Annotated in this window: 22 protein-coding genes; 10 read left to right on the top strand and 12 right to left on the bottom strand. The window is 63.1% G+C overall.

The genetic code is table 11. The features are described from left to right. Positions 1 to 67: 67 nt before the first annotated feature. The 4 genes from DEVEQU_RS13705 to DEVEQU_RS13690 form a co-directional block, all read right to left on the bottom strand. Complete coding sequence (locus DEVEQU_RS13705) at positions 68 to 400, bottom strand: SMR family transporter (RefSeq protein WP_223214229.1); 333 nt, start codon at positions 398 to 400, stop codon at positions 68 to 70. Beyond that, on the bottom strand, positions 397 to 1698 hold the full coding sequence (gene murD / locus DEVEQU_RS13700) for a UDP-N-acetylmuramoyl-L-alanine--D-glutamate ligase (protein WP_126151155.1): 1302 nt from the start codon (positions 1696 to 1698) through the stop codon (positions 397 to 399). The genes DEVEQU_RS13705 and murD overlap by 4 nt, the downstream gene beginning before the upstream one ends. Further along, complete coding sequence (locus DEVEQU_RS13695) at positions 1688 to 3019, bottom strand: endonuclease domain-containing protein (RefSeq protein ID WP_126151154.1); 1332 nt, start codon at positions 3017 to 3019, stop codon at positions 1688 to 1690. The genes murD and DEVEQU_RS13695 overlap by 11 nt, the downstream gene beginning before the upstream one ends. A 170-nt stretch (positions 3020 to 3189) precedes the next feature. Beyond that, positions 3190 to 4080 carry a metallophosphoesterase family protein gene (locus DEVEQU_RS13690; protein WP_126151153.1) on the bottom strand — a complete coding sequence of 297 codons (891 nt, stop codon included), beginning with the start codon at positions 4078 to 4080 and terminating at the stop codon, positions 3190 to 3192. A 124-nt stretch (positions 4081 to 4204) separates the two neighbouring features. On the opposite strand from DEVEQU_RS13690, the gene DEVEQU_RS13685 reads away from it, so the two are divergent. Next, positions 4205 to 4678, top strand: a complete 474-nt coding sequence (locus DEVEQU_RS13685) for an NUDIX domain-containing protein (protein WP_223214228.1) — start codon at positions 4205 to 4207, stop codon at positions 4676 to 4678. A 110-nt stretch (positions 4679 to 4788) separates the two neighbouring features. Here DEVEQU_RS13685 and DEVEQU_RS13680 read toward each other — a convergent pair whose 3' ends face one another. Further along, on the bottom strand, positions 4789 to 5748 hold the full coding sequence (locus tag DEVEQU_RS13680; protein WP_126151152.1) for a glutathione S-transferase family protein: 960 nt from the start codon (positions 5746 to 5748) through the stop codon (positions 4789 to 4791). A gap of 364 nt (positions 5749 to 6112) precedes the next feature. Here DEVEQU_RS13680 and DEVEQU_RS13675 point away from each other — a divergent pair, with 364 nt between their 5' ends. From DEVEQU_RS13675 to DEVEQU_RS13665, 3 genes are all read left to right on the top strand, one after another. Beyond that, positions 6113 to 6658, top strand: a complete 546-nt coding sequence (locus DEVEQU_RS13675) for a GNAT family N-acetyltransferase (protein ID WP_126151151.1) — start codon at positions 6113 to 6115, stop codon at positions 6656 to 6658. Positions 6659 to 6735: 77 nt separating this feature from the next. Next, on the top strand, positions 6736 to 7362 hold the full coding sequence (locus tag DEVEQU_RS13670; protein WP_126151150.1) for a CoA pyrophosphatase: 627 nt from the start codon (positions 6736 to 6738) through the stop codon (positions 7360 to 7362). Next, entirely contained in the window at positions 7359 to 8543 is a 1185-nt protein-coding gene (locus DEVEQU_RS13665) for a CCA tRNA nucleotidyltransferase (protein WP_126151149.1), read from the top strand. Before DEVEQU_RS13670 ends, DEVEQU_RS13665 begins: the two co-directional genes overlap by 4 nt. A 58-nt stretch (positions 8544 to 8601) precedes the next feature. Here the strand turns inward: DEVEQU_RS13665 and DEVEQU_RS13660 are convergent, their stop codons facing one another. After that, positions 8602 to 8799, bottom strand: a complete 198-nt coding sequence (locus DEVEQU_RS13660) for a DUF1059 domain-containing protein (RefSeq protein ID WP_126151148.1) — start codon at positions 8797 to 8799, stop codon at positions 8602 to 8604. A 68-nt stretch (positions 8800 to 8867) separates the two neighbouring features. Continuing rightward, complete coding sequence (locus DEVEQU_RS13655) at positions 8868 to 9995, bottom strand: AAA family ATPase (RefSeq protein ID WP_126151147.1); 1128 nt, start codon at positions 9993 to 9995, stop codon at positions 8868 to 8870. 49 nt (positions 9996 to 10044) lie between these two features. On the opposite strand from DEVEQU_RS13655, the gene DEVEQU_RS13650 reads away from it, so the two are divergent. Next, on the top strand, positions 10045 to 10590 hold the full coding sequence (locus DEVEQU_RS13650) for a DUF2062 domain-containing protein (RefSeq protein ID WP_164550400.1): 546 nt from the start codon (positions 10045 to 10047) through the stop codon (positions 10588 to 10590). Positions 10591 to 10594: 4 nt separating this feature from the next. Here the strand turns inward: DEVEQU_RS13650 and hemF are convergent, their stop codons facing one another. After that, positions 10595 to 11467 carry an oxygen-dependent coproporphyrinogen oxidase gene (gene hemF, locus DEVEQU_RS13645; protein ID WP_126151145.1) on the bottom strand — a complete coding sequence of 291 codons (873 nt, stop codon included), beginning with the start codon at positions 11465 to 11467 and terminating at the stop codon, positions 10595 to 10597. Continuing rightward, positions 11464 to 11955: a tRNA (cytidine(34)-2'-O)-methyltransferase gene (locus DEVEQU_RS13640; protein ID WP_126151144.1), complete on the bottom strand. Its 492-nt coding sequence runs from the start codon at positions 11953 to 11955 to the stop codon at positions 11464 to 11466. Before DEVEQU_RS13640 ends, hemF begins: the two co-directional genes overlap by 4 nt. Before the next feature lie 174 nt (positions 11956 to 12129). On the opposite strand from DEVEQU_RS13640, the gene petA reads away from it, so the two are divergent. From petA to DEVEQU_RS13615, 5 genes are all read left to right on the top strand, one after another. Beyond that, positions 12130 to 12708, top strand: coding sequence for a ubiquinol-cytochrome c reductase iron-sulfur subunit (gene petA, locus DEVEQU_RS13635; protein ID WP_126151213.1), 579 nt, complete (start codon positions 12130 to 12132; stop codon positions 12706 to 12708). Between the two features lie 14 nt (positions 12709 to 12722). After that, on the top strand, positions 12723 to 13973 hold the full coding sequence (locus DEVEQU_RS13630; RefSeq protein WP_126151143.1) for a cytochrome b: 1251 nt from the start codon (positions 12723 to 12725) through the stop codon (positions 13971 to 13973). A 14-nt stretch (positions 13974 to 13987) separates the two neighbouring features. After that, the gene (locus tag DEVEQU_RS13625; protein WP_126151142.1) at positions 13988 to 14845 is read left to right on the top strand and encodes a cytochrome c1; all 858 of its coding nucleotides are present in this window, start codon (positions 13988 to 13990) and stop codon (positions 14843 to 14845) included. 161 nt (positions 14846 to 15006) lie between these two features. Further along, the gene (locus tag DEVEQU_RS13620; RefSeq protein ID WP_126151141.1) at positions 15007 to 15201 is read left to right on the top strand and encodes a hypothetical protein; all 195 of its coding nucleotides are present in this window, start codon (positions 15007 to 15009) and stop codon (positions 15199 to 15201) included. A 50-nt stretch (positions 15202 to 15251) separates the two neighbouring features. After that, a complete protein-coding gene (locus DEVEQU_RS13615) occupies positions 15252 to 15785 on the top strand; it encodes an adenine phosphoribosyltransferase (RefSeq protein ID WP_126151140.1) in 534 nt (177 codons plus the stop codon). A 183-nt stretch (positions 15786 to 15968) separates the two neighbouring features. Here the strand turns inward: DEVEQU_RS13615 and DEVEQU_RS13610 are convergent, their stop codons facing one another. The 3 genes from DEVEQU_RS13610 to DEVEQU_RS19925 form a co-directional block, all read right to left on the bottom strand. Next, the gene (locus tag DEVEQU_RS13610) at positions 15969 to 16367 is read right to left on the bottom strand and encodes a GFA family protein (protein ID WP_126151139.1); all 399 of its coding nucleotides are present in this window, start codon (positions 16365 to 16367) and stop codon (positions 15969 to 15971) included. Positions 16368 to 16560: 193 nt separating this feature from the next. After that, entirely contained in the window at positions 16561 to 16956 is a 396-nt protein-coding gene (locus DEVEQU_RS13605) for a VOC family protein (RefSeq protein ID WP_126151138.1), read from the bottom strand. Between the two features lie 94 nt (positions 16957 to 17050). Further along, positions 17051 to 17224 carry a hypothetical protein gene (locus DEVEQU_RS19925; protein ID WP_164550399.1) on the bottom strand — a complete coding sequence of 58 codons (174 nt, stop codon included), beginning with the start codon at positions 17222 to 17224 and terminating at the stop codon, positions 17051 to 17053. Between the last annotated feature and the right edge of the window lie 77 nt (positions 17225 to 17301).

Raw genomic sequence — 17301 nt, 5'->3', positions numbered from 1 at the left:
CCTCAGTCCCTCCCCTCAAGGGGGAGGGAGGCGAGAGCGCCCAGCGTCCACCTCGGTTTGAAATGATTTAGTGCGTCGAGGAGTGGCTGAAGAGGTTGATCACCAATACCCCGGCCAGGATCAGTCCGATGCCGATCAGGGCCGGCAGGTCCAGCGTCTGGCCATAGGCGAAAAAGGCGATGATGGAGACGAGGATGATGCCGACCCCCGACCAGATGGCGTAACCGATGCCCACCGGAATGGTCTGCAGCGCCAGCGAGAAGAAATAGAAGGTGATGACATAGCCCACCACCACCACGACGCTGGGCACCAATTGGGTGAACCCCGCCGAGGCGCGAAGGAAGGAGGTGGCGATGACCTCGCCGACAATGGCGATGGCCAGGTATACCGCCCCGTTCATGCCGCGCTCTCCGCAAAATGTTCCCGGCACAAGGCCACGAAGCGATCGCCGCGCTGCTCGAAATTCTTGAACTGGTTATAGGACGGCGCGCCGGGCGACAGGATGAGGGTATCGAACCGGGTCCGCAGACCGGCCAGCGCAGAGATCGCGTCTTCGAGTGTGGGGGCCTCCACCACTTCGATCTGTGGCGCGGCGGCCCGTACCTGCTGGGCCAGGCGCAGCCCCGTCACCGGCAGGGTGGCCAATGTCGTGACGCCGCGCCCGTGTAACAGGCCGGCAAGCTCGGCATAGTCCTGCTCGCGCTCGTGGCCGCCGACGATCAGGGCAATGCGGCGCCCGGGATAGGCCGCCAGCGCCGCCTTGGTGGCTTCGGGCGTCGTCGAGATGGAGTCGTCGACAATGGTCAGCGCGGCCAGCCTGTGCTCTTCGAGCCGATGGGGCAGGGGGCGGAAGGCGGCAATCCCTCGCAATACGCCGTCCATGGTGCCGCCAACGGCGAGAGCGATCTGCGCTGCCAGGAGGGCATTGTCGAGATTATGGGCGCCGCGCAGGCGCGAATGGGCGCTGGCGTTCTCGATGGCCAATGCCTCCTCCGGCGTGAGATCGCGCAGCAGCCGGCGATGGTCGCGCACGGCGCGGGCGACCAGGGCATTGCCCTTGGCCGCGGCGCCCAGAGCCACGGTAAGTGGTCCGTCGCGATCCACCAGATGGAGCTTGTCGGCATAATAGCGCTCGACGGAACCGTGCCAGTCCACATGCTCGGGGTAGAGATTGGTGATCGCCGCTACATCGGGCAGAAAGTCCATATCGGCGGTCTGGTAGCTCGAGAGCTCGAAAATCACCACCTGATGCTTGTCGGCGATATCGAGCGGGGCAAGCCCGACATTGCCGGCCAGCCCGGCATCGATGCGGGACTGCACCAGCATCAGATGCGTCAGGGTGGCAGTGGTCGATTTGCCCTTGGTGCCGGTAATGGCGATGACGGTGCGGCCGCGTCGAAACGTGCTGCCCCAGAGATTGAGGTTGGAGGTAACCGCGATCCCATGGCTCCGCGCCGTCTCGAAGATCGGCTTGTAGCGCGACACGCCCGGGCTCTTGACGATAAGGCCGAAGCGGCCCGTCGCCATGGCGTCGGGCAGATCGGCGATGGCGATCTGTTCGGTCTCGGCAATGTCGGCCGTGCCGCTGTCGACGGCCACGAAAACCTTCAGGTCAGGTTGGCTTGCCTTGAGGAAAGCGCGCGTGGAGAGGGCTTCCTTGCCCGCGCCATAGAGCAGGACCGGCGCGTCAAACCGCATAGGCGGCCACCTTGGCGGCCAGCGCCGGCGGGATATGATGGTCGCGGCTGTCGGTCAGACATTCGGCCATGGCCAATTGCAGCTTCTCCTCGCCATATTGGGCAAAGAGATCGGCCTTGACCGCGCGCACCACCGCATCCTCATGCCAGTCGGCATGGCGGGTCAGCGTATAGAAGCATGCCGCCGCCTCGAGAATTTCACCCACGCATTCCCAGGGCTTTTGCCCCGTCAGTCCTGCCAGTTCGCGGAAGGAATGCTCGTTCTTGGGTTCATCGAGCAGGTTCTTGCCAAAAATGGCGAGCAGCCGCTCCTTCTTCATGAAGGGCGCGAAGATCAGGAACACGAAATGGCATTTCGGGCATTCCCCGCACCAGAGCGGCCCGTCATTGCCGGTCAGGCGGAAATTGCGGTTGCAGCTCGAAAATACCGCATCGAACTTGGTGCTTTGGGTGAAGAGCGAGGCGATGCGCGCTTCCGAATAGGGGCGCAGTAGCGAGAAATATTTGAGCGCGCCGCCGGTGGCATTGGCCAGCGTATCGGCGATCAGCAATTCGAAGCCGAGGGACTTGGAATATTGGTGATTGGTCTCGCGCCCGTCGAAAACCACATTGCCTTCGCTGGCCGAGCGCTCGTTGGAGAGCACGATCTGACTATAGCCGTAGAGCAGGGCACAAAGCGCCGCGATCATCGAATTGATGGCGGTGGAGGGCACGTGCCCGTTGTAATAGCCCGGCTCCTTGCCCAGCCGGATCATATCCGGATCGAGCGTGCGGGTGACGTAAAGCGGGGCTGTGCCGATGGCAGCCACCGAGGTCAGGATCGGGCCCTTGGGATTGACCGCAAAGGGGGTAAAATCGACGCCGGTATGGGTGAGCAGATCGACGCTGACGAGGCTATCCTTGCCACCGCCAATGGGCAGCAGCGTGCGGTCGGGCAGGTCCAGCGCCGGCTGGCGCGCCACCGGGTCGGTAGGGGCGACGAGGCTCAGCTTGCCGAAGCGCGCGAGGTCGTTGCGGGCATAGAACTCGCCCAGCCCATTTTCATAGACATCGATGACAAAGGCGCGCTCGGCATCGGTCAGCGCGATTTCGGGAGCCTCGATGGCAAAGGGCGCGCGCAGCTTGAAATAGCTGACGCCCAGCACCAGCCCGGTCAATCCAAGCAGCTTGGCAAAGGCCGGCGATACCGCCATTGCAGCATCCGCCCCCATGGGCAGTTGCAGCGTCTCGGTAAAGCTGAGATCGTTCAGGCGATAGAAAAAGCGGGCTTGGCCCGTTGCCGGGTCGAAGGAAGGACGCTCGATGCGGAAGAATTCGGTCACGGGCAACTCGCTGGATGTTCTCTCCATATAGGTGATTTGCGCGTGTGGCGGGAGTGGGGTTTCGGCAGCGCGGTTATGGGCAGTCGGCTGCATCACGGCCATTGGCGCATAGGTCACATGGCCTGCTGACCTAAAGTCACGCCACCGCCGCGCCTTCACTTACAGATCGATCAATAGATCCGCATCTGCATGCGCATGACGATTTCCGAGCCGAGGCGCTGGAAGCCGAATTCGCGCATGGTGCATTGCCAGCCTTCGCCGGCGCGCTCGATGCGGAAGAGGTTGTAGCGGGCGGGATCGTCGATGGTGCCGCCCTTGGCGGCGCTGGCCGCGGCCACCCCGATCACCGGCACTTCATGGTCCTTGCCGGGAATATGGTGGATGGAGGAGCGGTGCGTGTGGCCATGCAGCACCAGTTCGGCGCCATGCTCGGCGATGACCTGGCGGAACAGGCGGTGGCCCTTGAGGCCGAAGGAGGGGTGCTGCAATTCCGCATTGGGCGGATGGTGGATCAGCACGGTGCGGAAATAGCCGGCATCGCCCATGAGCTTGAGGATACGCGCCAGGCGAGCAGCCTGTTTTTCCTCGAAGCGGCCGATGGCCATGAACGGTGCGGTAGGCACGGCGCTCGAGCAGGAGATGATGGCCAGGTCGCCGACGCGGCGCACGAAGGGAAATGCCTCCCCTTCCAGCGTCTCGCCCTTGAGGTAATCGCCCCAGTCTTCCTGCGCCGTCGCCAGGGCGCCGGGCACATAGGCATCGTGATTGCCGGGACAGACCGCGACCTTGTCGCTGGCGCCAAGCGCGCGCAGCCAGTCGCCGGCCCGCTCGATCTCGAAAGGCAGCGCCAGATTGGTCATGTCGCCGGTGACGGCGGTGAAATCGGCGTTCTGGCCCTGCATATGGGCGACCAGCTGGGCCAGGGTTTCGCTGTTCAGCTCCCCATGCCGCTTCAGCTTCCAGTTGAGAAAGCCGGTCAGGCGTTTGCCGACCAGGTCACGCGGCCTGATGGCAGGCATGGGCGAGAGGTGAATGTCGGAAATGTGAGCGAGGGTGATCATTGCGGCGGTTTTGCCAGAAGCCGGGCGCTAAGAAAACGCTCAATCGTGCAATCGCACGATTTTGTCACGCGGACCTCTCTGCTAGAGCAGAGGCGAATGGTTCGGCCAGCACGGAGACAGGCAGATGATGAATCGCTTTCAGCGCGTGCGCGCCAAGGTGTTTTTGACCCTCAAGGGTCTCTGGCATCGCATGACCATGGGCACCCGCGTCATGGTGGTGGATGGCGACAAGGTCCTGCTCATTCGCCACACCTATGTGCCCGGCTGGCAGTTTCCAGGGGGCGGCGTCGGCCCCGGCGAGACTTTCGAGGAGGCCGGCGCCCGCGAAACGCTGGAAGAAACCGGCTATCGCGTGCTCGGCCCGATGCAGCTTTTCGGGCTCTATCACAATACCAGCCCGGTCACGAACCGCGACCATGTCGCCTTTTACGTCGCCACCAGCTTCGAAAAGGCCTTCGACCGCAAGCCCGACCACGAGATCGCCGAAGTGGGCTGGTTCGACCGCCACGCCTTGCCCGAAAAGGTCACCCCGGCAACCAGCCAGCGCATCGATGAATATTTCGATCGAGTCGAAAAGCGCGCCGTCTGGGGCTATTGATCGCCTCGCGACTTCCGTCTTTGCCCGGCTTGACCGGGCAATCCACTTCTTGGGCGTGGGCCACCCGGTCGAGCCGGGTGGCGACGATGACCAAGAAGCGCAGCTCGCAATCAATCCAAAAACGGCAGTTCCGGGCCGACCGGAATGATCCGGTGCGGATTGATCGTGGTGTGGCTCCAGTAATAGTGCGTGCGGATATGGTCGAGATCGACCGTTTCCTTGACGCCGGGCACCTCGTACAGCGCCTTGAGATAATGGCTCAGGTTGGGGTAATCGGCGATGCGCTTGCGGTTGGTCTTGAAGTGGCCGACATAGACCGCGTCGAACCGCACCAGCGTGGTGAACAGCCGCCAATCCGCCTCGGTGATGGTGTCGCCAGTGAGATAGGCGGTCTCGCCCAAAATCCCCTCGACCCAGTCCAGCGCTTCGAACAGTTTTGCCACGGCCTCGTCATAGGCGGATTGGGTTGTGGCGAAGCCGGCCTTGTAGACCCCATTATTGATGTCGTCATAGACCCGCGCATTGATCGCGTCGATCTGCGGGCGCAAAGCCTCTGGATAGTAATCGTCGGTATTGCCGGTCAGCTCGTTGAAGGCCGAGTTGAGCATGCGGATGATCTCCGCACTTTCGTTCGAGACGATGGTGTTGCGCTGCTTGTCCCACAGGATCGGCACGGTGACGCGACCGGTATAATTGGGGTCGACCTCGGTATAGACCTGCCAGAGCAGGTCCTTGCCGAGCACGGCATCGCCGGTCGAGCCTTCATCGGTCCTGAAACTCCAGCCGGTTTCGTCGGGCATCTTCGGTGAAACGACCGAGACCGAGATGAGCTTGTCCAGCTCCTTGAGCTTGCGGAAGATCAGGGTGCGGTGAGCCCAGGGACAGGCGAGCGACACATAGAGATGGTAGCGGTCGGCCTCGGCCGCAAAGCCGCCTTCGCCAGTGGGGCCGGGGGTGCCGTCGGCGGTCAGCCAGTTGCGGAAGCCCGCCTGCGAGCGCACGAACTTGCCGCCCGACTTTGAGGTGTCATACCACTGGGTGGACCATTTCCCGTCGATCAATTGTCCCATTTCGGGTTCCTTTTTGTCATCTTGCCGTCGGCTTTTGCGGCTCAACTGCCCAAGGCGCGGCAAAGTTGCGGTGTTGAGTGTCACCTAGCGATCCGGCGCCCGTCCATAAAGACGGCTTCTGCGTAACAATCCGTTGTGCAAATGGGACACAGCGGCCCGCTCCGAAGAGGAATTTACGATATGGGCCATGCATTTCTATTTACGCCCGGGCACGCTGGTGCTAATGCGGATTCAGACGTGGAGGCGTCCAGGATGGTAAAGGTATCGCAGATGAACCGACGACCCTAAGCGGTCGTTCAAGACAGTGCCCGCATGCGGCGCTGCAGCTCTATCTGCTCATCATCTTTACTTCTGGATTTGCCCGATGAACACGCAAATTGCGGCCGATGCCGTCGCTCACCCTGTTGCTGGCCAGCCTGTCGTCCGTGTCGCCACCGCGCATGACGACGCCTTTGTCGAAGAGTTGCAGGCCATTGCTTTCGGTCCCGGCCGCTTTGCGCGCACCGCCTTCCGGGTGCGGGAGCGGTTCCCCATCGACACCAGCCTCAGCCTCATCGCCGAAGTCGATGGCACGCCCTGCGGCTCGGTATGGATGACCCCGATCAGCGTCGGTGGCCGCAAGGGCTATCTGCTTGGGCCGCTGGCCACCCATCCCAATTTCCGCAAGCGCGGCGCCGGCAAGCTTTTGGCGCGGGAAGTCAGCGCGCGGGCACTGGCACGGGGCGAGGGCGATTTCGTGCTTCTCGTCGGCGACCAGGACTATTATTGCCCGCTCGGCTGGGAAACCACCACGCCCGGCAATATCCAGTTCCCGGGCCCGGTCGATCCCAATCGCGTGCTGCTGCTGTCCGACGACAAGGATCTTGCCAAGACCCTGTCCGGCGCCATCGCCGCCTTCGACGCGCGCTGAAACCGTCGAAAAGGGATGCCAGAGTGTGGCAGCTTGACTAAAGTCAGGCTGCCCCTTGATCCGATCCGGAAGCCTTCTTGACCCTCGATCCGCACTTCACCCAGGGTTTGCGCCAGCGTCTCCTGCCCGAGCCGCCGCCTTGGGCGCCAGCCGAAGAGCTGGTGCCGGACTGGCAGCCGCTGACCCCATACAGCCGTCCGCCCGTGCCTGCTGCAGTGTTGATCGCGCTGGTGCGGCGTCCCGAGGGGTTCACCGTGCTTTATACCGAACGCTCCCCGGACCTGCGCGCCCATTCCGGGCAGGTCGCTTTTCCCGGCGGCAAGATCGACAAGACCGATGCCGGCGCCGGCGCCGCCGCCCTGCGCGAAGCCTGGGAAGAGGTCGGCATGGAAGCCAGCGACGCCGAAGTCCTCGGCTACATGCCCACCTATTACACCGGCACCAATTATCTCATCGTGCCGGTGGTGGCCGAGGTCTGCCCCAGCGGTCCATTCGTGCCCAATCCGGGCGAGGTGCATTCGGTATTTGAGGTGCCGCTCAGCCGCATCCTTGATGACGCCACCTATGGCCGCTATCACATCAGCCGCGGCGGCAAGCAGCATTCGACCTGGCAGATCGATCACGACGGCCACACCATCTGGGGCATCACCGCCAATCTGACGCGCCGGTTCCGCGACTTGGCATTGGGCGAGGTGGCAGCATGATTCCGGACCGGTTGGATGATGTGGAGTGGCTGGCGCGGCCAGCAGTACAGTCGATTTTCGCCGCCCTGGGCGGTGCCGAGGGGCAGACCCGTGCCGTTGGCGGAGTGGTGCGCGACAGTCTCATCGGTCGCATCGGCCAGGTCAGCGATATCGACATGGCTACGCAATTGCTGCCGGTGACGGTCATGCAGCGCGCCAAGGCTGCCGGGATATCCGCCTATCCCACCGGCATCGACCATGGCACCGTCACCCTCAAGCTCGACGATACAGTTGTCGAGGTGACGACCCTGCGCGAGGACGTCGCCACCGATGGCCGTCACGCCGAGGTGCGGTTCGGCATGGATTGGCGGGCCGATGCCGAGCGGCGCGATTTCACCCTCAATGCCCTCTATTGCCATGCCGATGGCACGCTGTTCGATCCGCTCGGCGGCGCTGCCGATCTGGTCAATGGCCGGGTGCGGTTTATCGGCGAGGCCAGCCGCCGCATCGCCGAGGACGGGCTGCGCGTCTATCGCTTCTTCCGCTTTTCGGCCAGCCATGGCGGCGAAAACTTCGATCCCGATGGCCTCGCCGCCTGTGCGACCGCCGTCGGTAATCTCGACCATCTCTCCCGCGAGCGCGTCGGCAGCGAAATGCTGCGCATGCTGGCCCTGCCGCGCATCGCCCGTACCCTGGCGGTGATGAGCGAAATCGGTCTTTTCTCCTCGGACGAGCCTGCGCTCAAATCCCTGCTGCGCTACGAATCCTTTGGCGGGCAGGGCGCCGGTGCCCGGCTGGCGCTGCTTGGCATTGACCGGCTCGAAGCCTTGCGCGCGGACTGGCGGTTGTCCAATGCAGTGATGGAAGAGGCGTCCGCCATTGCTGACGCCGCCCAGTTGATCGCCAGCGATCAGACCGCCCGCGCCGCCTACACCCATGCCGAACGGGCCGTCGAAGGACTGGCCGTCGCCGCAGCGCGGGAAAACTGGCCGCGCGAGCGCCTCGCCGAAACCGCACGCGATCTCGCCCGCCTCCCGGTGGCTCCACTGCCAGTCAGCGGCAAGGACTTTATCGCCAAGGGACTACAGCCCGGCCCCGATATCGGCACCGCCCTGGCCCGTGCCGAAACCCTTTGGATCGACAGCGCATTTTCGCTGTCGCGGGAGCGATTGATAGAAGGCGCATTGGGGCAGATCGGCTAGGACAAAAAGAAAGCGGCACCGCGTGGGATGCCGCCTTTGTCGTCTTACATCAGTTCGGTCAGTGTCGGGTCTTGGCCCCGTCATCGACATCGAAAATGCGTTCCTTAATGCGCTCGATCATGTCGGGGCGCACTTCGGTTTCGCCGTTGAGGTTTTTCATGTTCTCGACGGCGCGGCGGACCACCTCGGCTTCCGTTTCCGCCTGGGCATGCCAGGTCGAACCGGGGATGAGCGTGCCAGAATCAAAGCGTTTCATTGCTGAATCTCCTTCGTTCACATGCGTGGACGCGTCTTGACAAACGTAGGGTCTCAGAAAAGGTTGCCTCAGTCGTCGGGAAATATACCGATCTCGGACAATCCTTCGAGCCAGGTGCTGCCATTGCGCCGGAGGACCTTGCGGGGCTGTGTGCCTGTTTCTTCAGCAATCGCGTCAGCCAGCATCGTCGAATGGGTCACCACCCAGACCTGCGTGCGCGCGGCGGCGCGGGAAATGGCGCGGGCGAGGGCGGGCAGCAGGTCCGGATGCAGCGAGGCCTCGGGTTCGTTGAGCGCGATGAAGGGCGGCAGTCGATAGGCGAGCAGTGCGCCGAGCAGCGCCAGGAACTGCAAGGTGCCGTCGGAAAGCTCCGCCGCGCCAAAGGCCCGCTTGGGCATGTCGGGAAATATCATGGCGAAGTTGGCGAATTTCTCCGGCACCGGAATGTCCAGTCGCGCCCCGGGAAAAGCCTGGTCGATGGCAGCATCGAGGTCTGTGGTGTCGCCGCGAATATGTTTGAGCGTCGCCAGCACCGCGCCGAGATTGCCGCCGTCCGAATCCAGCATGGGCGCGGTAATGGCCAGCGCCGGGCGCCGCAATGGCGATTGTGGATCGGTGCGAAAGCCATGGTAAAAGCGCCAGCTGGCGAGCAAATGGCGCACCATGTCGACCTCTGGCAGCGTGCCGCGCAGCGCCGACAAGGCGGTTTCGCTGGCGAGGAGCGGGTCGTCCATCTGCCGGCGCGCGCCGCTGTCGTCGCGATACCACAGCGCCGAGCGATCGCGCTGCAACAGCGTCACCGGACGACGGCCCGGCAGAATCAGCGTTTCGGACTTGATCTGCGGCTCTTCGGCGAACACGGCCTCATAGCGGGAATCGCCGAAGCCGACCTCGACGCCATAGCGGGGCAGGGTGGTGCCTTCGCCATCATCGGCCACGAGGCCCACCTCCAGCGCCAGCCGCGGCTTGTCGGTGACGCCGCGCTCGCCGGCCCACAGCACCGCGCCCAGTCCGCCCTCACGCGCAATGGCCATGGCCAGATCGCCAGTTGCCGCCAGGTGCAGCATCTCGAGCGCACGATAGAGATTGGTCTTGCCCACGCCATTGCCGCCGGTCAAAACCGTCAGGCGCCGCAGCGGAAAGCGGATGGCGCGGATGGAGCGGTAGCCCTTGATTTCGAGATCGGAGAGGGACATGCGTTCGTTCGGTAGTTCTCAGGCGCCAATCAGGCGCGGTGGTGCGATTATGACCAAAGCCAGGCCCATGTCACTGCGCGATCGGCTATGGCCGCGCATGGGATTGCGCCGCTATCTCACCTATCTGCAAAAGCGCCTCGTGCGCCTTTCGGGCAGTCCGCATGCCATTGCCGCCGGGGTGGCGGCAGGGGCCTCGGTGGCCATGCTGCCGCTGTTCGGGCTACATTTTCTCCTGGGCCTGGCGCTGGCCTTCCTGACCCGCGGCAGCCTGCTGGCCGCTGCCATCGGCGCGCTTTGGGGCAATCCGCTGACATTCCCGCTTTTCGTTGCCGCCGGTTATGGACTGGGCGACTGGATGCGCGGTGGTGGCGGCATGAGCCCGGAAGAGGCTGAGATCGTCCATGCGGTGGCGCAGAAGCTGCCGCACGGCCTGATCTCGAGCGATTTCGAGGCCATCTGGCCGACCTTCAGCACCAGCCTCATTGGCTCGATCCCGCTGGCCATCGCCGTCTATGCGCTGGCCTATGTCCAGGTGCGGTGGCTGGTGCAGCGCTTCCGTGCCGCGCGGGCGCAACGTCTCCTGGCTCGGAAATAGCCGCTCACGGCCACTTCACCGCCGGAGGCATGGACGAGAGAATCGAGTTCACATTGCCGCCGGTCTTGAGCCCGAAGGTCGTGCCGCGGTCATAGAGCAGGTTGAATTCGACATAGCGTCCGCGCCGCACCAATTGTTCGTCGCGCTCCGCCTCGCTCCAGGGCTTTTCGAAATTGCGGCGCACCAGTTTGGGATAGATGTCGACAAAGGCCTCGCCCACCGCCTGGGTGAAGGCGAAGTCGGCGTCCCAATCGCCCGAATTGAAATGGTCGTAGAAAATGCCGCCAATGCCGCGATGTTCGTTGCGGTGCGGCAGGAAGAAATACTCGTCGCACCAGGCCTTGAAGCGCTCGTAATCGACGCCGGGTCGGTTCGCGCAGGCCGCCTGCATGGCGGCGTGGAAATCGACGCTATCGGGATCTGTCTGGGTGCGGCGATTGTCGAGCACCGGGGTGAGGTCGGCGCCGCCGCCCCACCATTGTTTGCCGGTGACGATCATCCGCGTGTTCATATGCACTGCCGGCACATGCGGGTTCCATGGATGCACGATCAGCGAAATGCCCGAGGACCAGAATTCGGTGCCCGCTTCCGTGCCCGGCATCTGGCGGGCAAAATCCTCGCTGAAATGCCCATGCACGGTCGAGATATGCACGCCTGCCTTTTCGAAGACGCGACCATGCAGCATGCCCATTTCGCCTCCGCCACCGGCTTCACGATCCCAGGGGGAGCGCTCGAACGTGCCCGGCGCCCTATCGGCGTGAATGGCAATGGCCTCGCGCTCGATGGCTTCGAATGCAGCATGGATGCGATCGCGTAAGCTGCGGAACCAGGCGCTGGCGGTGGATTTCTTGGTATCGATATCGGCAGGTAAGGTCATGGCTGGGGATTGGACCCTTGGGCGAGCGATGTAAAGCGGCCAGTCTGCCGCATGGCTTCGCTCAATACCATCGCTCCGGCAATGGCAACGTTGAGCGAGCGCAAGCCGGACTGCATGGGAATGCGGACGCGCAGGTCCGATGCCTCGGCCACCGCGTCAGGCACGCCGGCGCTTTCGCGCCCCAGCATCAGGATGTCATTCTCATTATACTGCACCGCGAAGGCCGACTGGCTGGATTTGGTGGTCAGCAGGACCAGCCGTTTCTCCGCGCTGCGCCGCCACTCCTGAAAGGCCGCAAAACTGTCATGCTCGACCAGGTTCGCCCGGTCCAGATAGTCCATACCCGAGCGGGCGAGGTTGCGCTGGGTGATGGCGAAGCCGGCCGGATGGATGACATGAACGGGTACGCCCATGCAGGCCCCCAGCCGCAGCAAGGTGCCGGTATTGGCGGCGATATCGGGCTGGTAGAGGGCGAGCTCGAGCGTCATGGGGCGTGCTCTGGCGCAAACAAGGTGAAACTGCCGAGATTGTCGTGGGTATAGTGTCGCACTTGATCTATGTCATGTGGCGCGCACTGGACAAGTGCATGTGACAGTGCAAAAAGAGCCGAACCTGACGGGCCGCTTGAGGGCGGACGGCTGTCGATTCTGCATATGCAGGCGATGAAGCCGCGGCCGGTTCCGTCAATTGTGCATCGTACGGGGATACGGACCTTGGCCACGCAAGCAGAACATTCAACCACGAACCGGCGTGACTTTCTTTACGTCGCCACGGGCGCTGTGGGTGCCGTCGGCGCCGCCGCCGTGGTCTGGCCGCTGATCAACCAGCTCAATCCAGACGCATCGACCCTGGCTTTGGCCAGTATCGAATATGATATCAGCGCTATCCCTGAAGGCCAGTCGGTGACCATCACCTGGCGCGGCCTGCCCGTATTCGTGCGTCACCGCACGCAGAAGGAAATCGACGAGGCGCTGGCCGTGCCGATGAGCGATCTCAAGGATCCCGAGACCGACGAGCAGCGCACCAAGCCGGGTCACGAACAGTGGCTGATCATGATCGCCAACTGCACGCATCTGGGGTGTATCCCGGTTGGCGAGTCCGGCGATTTCGATGGCTGGTTCTGCCCGTGCCACGGTTCGCACTATGACTCTGCCGGCCGTATCCGCCGCGGTCCCGCGCCGAAGAACCTGGTCGTTCCGCCTTATGAATTCGTCAGCGATACGCTGGTCCAGATCGGTTAGTGGGGGCTTTTCCGATGTCCGAACATTCTATCTACACCCCGGGAAATGCCGTCGAGAAGTGGCTGGATGACCGTCTGCCGGTCGTCCGCTTCGCCAAAGAACATCTCATGGACTTCCCCACCCCGAAGAACCTCAATTACTGGTGGACCTTCGGCGCGATCCTGGTCATGTGCCTTGGCGTTCAGATCGTCACCGGCATCATTCTGGCCATGCACTACGCCCCGAATGTGGGCCTGGCCTTTGACTCGGTCGAGCACATTCGCCGCGACGTCAATGGCGGTCGCATCATCCAGGCCACCCACGCCGTGGGCGCCTCTATGTTCTTCGTGGCCCTCTACATCCACATGTTCCGTGGCCTGTTCTACGGTTCCTACAAGGCGCCGCGCGAGATCCTGTGGATCCTGGGCGTGCTGATCTTCATCCTGACCATGGCGACCGCCTTCATGGGCTACATCCTGCCCTGGGGCCAGATGTCGTTCTGGGGTGCTACGGTTATCTCGAACATCTTCTCGGCCATTCCGCTGGTCGGCGAGAACATCAAGCAGCTGGTGCTGGGCGGCTTCGCGGTCGGCAACCCGACGCTCAACCGCTTCTTCTCGTTGCACTACCTCTTGCCGTTCATCATCGCTGCCGTTGTCGCGCTCCACATCTGGGCGCTGCACGTTCCGGGCAACAACAACCCGGTCGGCGTTGAAGTCAAGGACAGCCGCGACACCGTTCCCTTCCATCCGTACTATACGATGAAGGACCTGTTCGCGATGGTGCTGTTCATGATCCCGTTTGCCTGGTTCGTGTTCTTCGCACCAGACATTCTGGGTCACCCCGACAACTACATCATGGCCAACAGCCAGGTGACGCCGGCGCATATCGTGCCCGAATGGTACCTCTTGCCCTTCTACACCATCCTGCGCGCCATCGACTTCAACGTGCTGTTCATCGACTCCAAGCTAGGCGGCGTGATCGCCATGGCCGGCTCGATGATCGTGCTGCTGATCCTGCCGTGGCTCGATACGTCCAAGGTGCGCTCGGGTTCGTTCCGCCCGATGTTCAAGTGGTTCTATGCCCTGTTCGTGCTGAACTTCCTGGGCCTGGCCTATCTCGGCGCCCAGCCGGCCGAGGGCATCTACACCATGCTCGCCAAGGTCTGCACCGCTTACTACTTCATCTACTTCCTGGTCATCCTGCCGGTGCTGTCGCGGATCGAGACGCCCAAGCCGCTGCCGACCAGCATTTCCGAGAGCGTTCTCGGCAAGTCCAAAGCGTGATTGGGGCGACTGTCATGTTCAAGAACAAGATCATCATCGCCGCTCTCGCCGCCGTGATGGGCATGTCCGCCGCGGCTTCGGTCCAGGCCGCAGAGGGTGGTGCACACCCCGAGCGCGTCAACTGGAGCTTTGCAGGCATTTTCGGCACCTATGACCAGAACCAGCTGCAGCGCGGCTTCCAGGTGTTCCGGGAAGTCTGCTCCAGCTGCCATGGTGCCCACCTCATCGCCTTCCGCACGCTGAGTGAAGAGGGCGGCCCGAGCTTCTCGGAAGCCCAGGTCAAGGCGCTGGCCGCCGAATATGAAGTGACCGATCCGACCGCTGAAGGCGGCAAGCGTACTGCCGTTCCGGCCGATCGTTGGCCTTCGCCTTTTGCGAGCGACCAGGAAGCCCGCGATGCCATGGGTGGCGCGCTGCCGCCTGATTTCTCGGTGCTGGCCAAGGCCCGCGGCGTCTCCGACCCGTTCCCGACCTGGATCTTCAACTACTTCACCGGTTACCAGGAAGGCGGCCCGGACTATATCCACGCGCTGCTCAACGGCTACCACGAGGAGGTCCCCGAGAATGCTCCGGAAGGCTTCGAGCTGGCCGACGGCAAGTATTACAACGACTACTTCCCCGGCCACGCCATCGGCATGGCACCGCCGCTGTCCGATGGTGCGATCACCTATACACCGGGCGAAGATGGCGTGACCGTCCCCGAGACGCTGGACCAGTATTCGCGTGACGTCTCTGCCTTCATGATGTGGATGGCCGAGCCGCACCTGGTGAGCCGCAAGCAGACCGGTTTTGTCGTGCTGCTGTTCCTCGTCCTGTTCGCTGGTCTCATGTACGCCACCAAGCGCAAAATCTGGGCCGGCATCGAGCACTAAGTTCAGTGCAAATCGAATTCTGTCAGGGGCCTGCGGGCCCCTGATGCATTTGCGGCGCCCGATTTGCGCCGACCGACAAATTTGGCGCGCCATTTGTCCTTAGGGTCTTGTCATCACCGGCTCCTGCCGTGATATTTGGGTTAGTCACAAAGGATCATGCCATGTCGGCCATTCGCCTTGCGGTCACCGTTGTCAGCGCTGCGATTACCGTCAGCCGCCATCCGGTGGTGCGGGCGGGCATGCAGGCTGTGGTCAATAATCCCAAGGCGCGCGAAACCGCGATCACCACCACGCGCAATGTCGCCTATAATGCCGGCGTGATTGCCCGACACGTGCTGGGCCGCAACAAGCCCTGACGCTGTCCGCCGGACCCTTTGTTCCCTGCTGCCCAACCGCAAGGCCGTCGATGTCTCTCGATCTCAAGTCGCTCGTCCGCACCATCCCGGATTATCCCAAGAAGGGCATTCTGTTCCGCGACATCACCACGCTGATCGAGCATCCAGAGGGGTTCAAGGAAAGCGTCGAGCGACTGGCCGCCACCTATCGCGGGCAGGGCATCACCCATGTCGCCGGTATCGAGGCGCGCGGCTTCATCTTCGGGGCTGGGGTGGCCATCGCGCTGGGCGTCGGTTTCATCCCGATCCGCAAGAAGGGCAAGCTGCCCGGCGAAACCATCGGCCAGAACTACGCGCTCGAATATGGTGTCGATACCATCGAGATCCACGCCGATGTGGTGAGCGCCGGCCACAAGGTGCTGCTGGTCGATGACCTGATCGCCACCGGCGGCACCGCCATTGCCGCGGTGGGCTTGCTGCGCCGCACCGGCGCCAGCTGCGATGACGCCGCCTTCGTCATCGATCTGCCAGATATTGGCGGTGCCGCGAAACTGGCGGCCGAAGGCGTCAGGGTACAGTCCCTCATCGCCTTTGAAGGGCACTAGACCATTTCAACCTGAATTGGTTTCTGGGCACTTTCGCCTCCCTCCCCCTTGAGGGGAGAGATTGAGGGAGGGGGTCCATCAGTGATCACTAAATGACCCCCACCCCGGCCCTCCCCTCAAGGGGGAGGGGGCGATAGGTCCTCATCAACCAGAACGTGAAACGCACTAAGCGCAAAGCGCAGCCTACCAGCTGCTGCGGCCGTCCACGGCTTCCACCACCACGGCCGACCAGTCGAGATCGTCAACGGTGTTGAGATTGACCGCATAGATGCGCTCGGTCGGCATGCCGCCGGCATTGCCGTCCTTGGGCGTGCCATCGGCATTATACATCGACGCCCAGTCCGGCGAGTCGCCCCAGGTCTGCATGCCGCATTTGCTGCAGAAGTGATGGTGGTTGAGCCCGCTGGCCGAATAGGTTGCGTCGCCATCAAGCGACACGAAACGCAGCTCGCCGGGCTTGTAATAGGCCCAGACCGCGCCGGTGCGGGCGCAGAAGCTGCAATTGCAGGATTTTGCCTGGCTCGGCTGCGCCGGGAGCGCAATTTTCGTCGCGCCGCAATGGCAGGTGGCAATCAGGGGCATGGCGTCTCTCCTCTCGGGACGGATTAACCCTAGCCTCGCCTCGTGACAGCGCCTGTCAGCACGATCCCGAAGGCAACCAGAACCTGAGACGCATCAGCGCCTGGAGGCACCCCCGCCCGCCCTCGGATCAAGTCCGAGGGCGGCATCGTGATGCGGGATAGTCAGATGCCTAAGCAATGCGGGCCCCACCGCCTCAGGCGGCCATGGCCTCGCGGCGGTCGATCAGGCAGAACTGGTTGCCTTCGGGATCGCGCATCACCGTATAGGTGGGCAGGACGCGGTCGACGCTGGCGCCCACCGCCTTGAGGCGTTCCACCTCACTGGCGCGGTCGGAGACGTCGACGTCGAAATGCACCCGATTATTGTCGGGGCGTTGGCCATCGACGTTCTGGAAGCAGATCGAGGGGCCGGGCCCGTCGATCATCACCGTGGTCGGGGCTTCCGGATCCAGCCCCAGGGCCAGGCTCAGGGCGGCATTGGTGGCGGCGTCACTCTGGCGGACGGAATAGCCTTCGAGCAGATTGGCCCAGAAAGCGGCCAAGGTTGTTGGTTCTTCGCAGTCGAAGACGATTTCGTGGATGGCACCCATTGCCGATCTCCTCTGTCGTTCCCCAATTCGTTAATAAGCAATTGCGGCAAGAGTGGCGCGAGGCCCGACACAGTCGCGCCGGGCCTCTTTTCCATCATTTCTGCTGCGGCTTTTCCAACAACGCGGCCAAAGGAGGCAGGCTCGCCTCCGGCGGCCGCACGAGCGGATTGGCCTTGGCTTTCGCCGGCGGCGGTATCGGCTTGCCGTGGCGCGGCACATCATGGCTGTGACGCACGGGGAGGGGGCGCTGGAACTGGTTTTTAGGCATGAATTATCCTTTCCCGCCCGGCAGATGGCGCGGGCTGGTCCGATCGAAATGGGCGCGCAAATACGCGCGGTGACTGC

It is taken from the genome of Devosia equisanguinis, assembly GCF_900631955.1.
In the GTDB taxonomy this organism is placed as follows: Bacteria; Pseudomonadota; Alphaproteobacteria; order Rhizobiales; family Devosiaceae; genus Devosia; species Devosia equisanguinis.
This window is presented reverse-complemented; position numbering and strand designations above follow the sequence as displayed.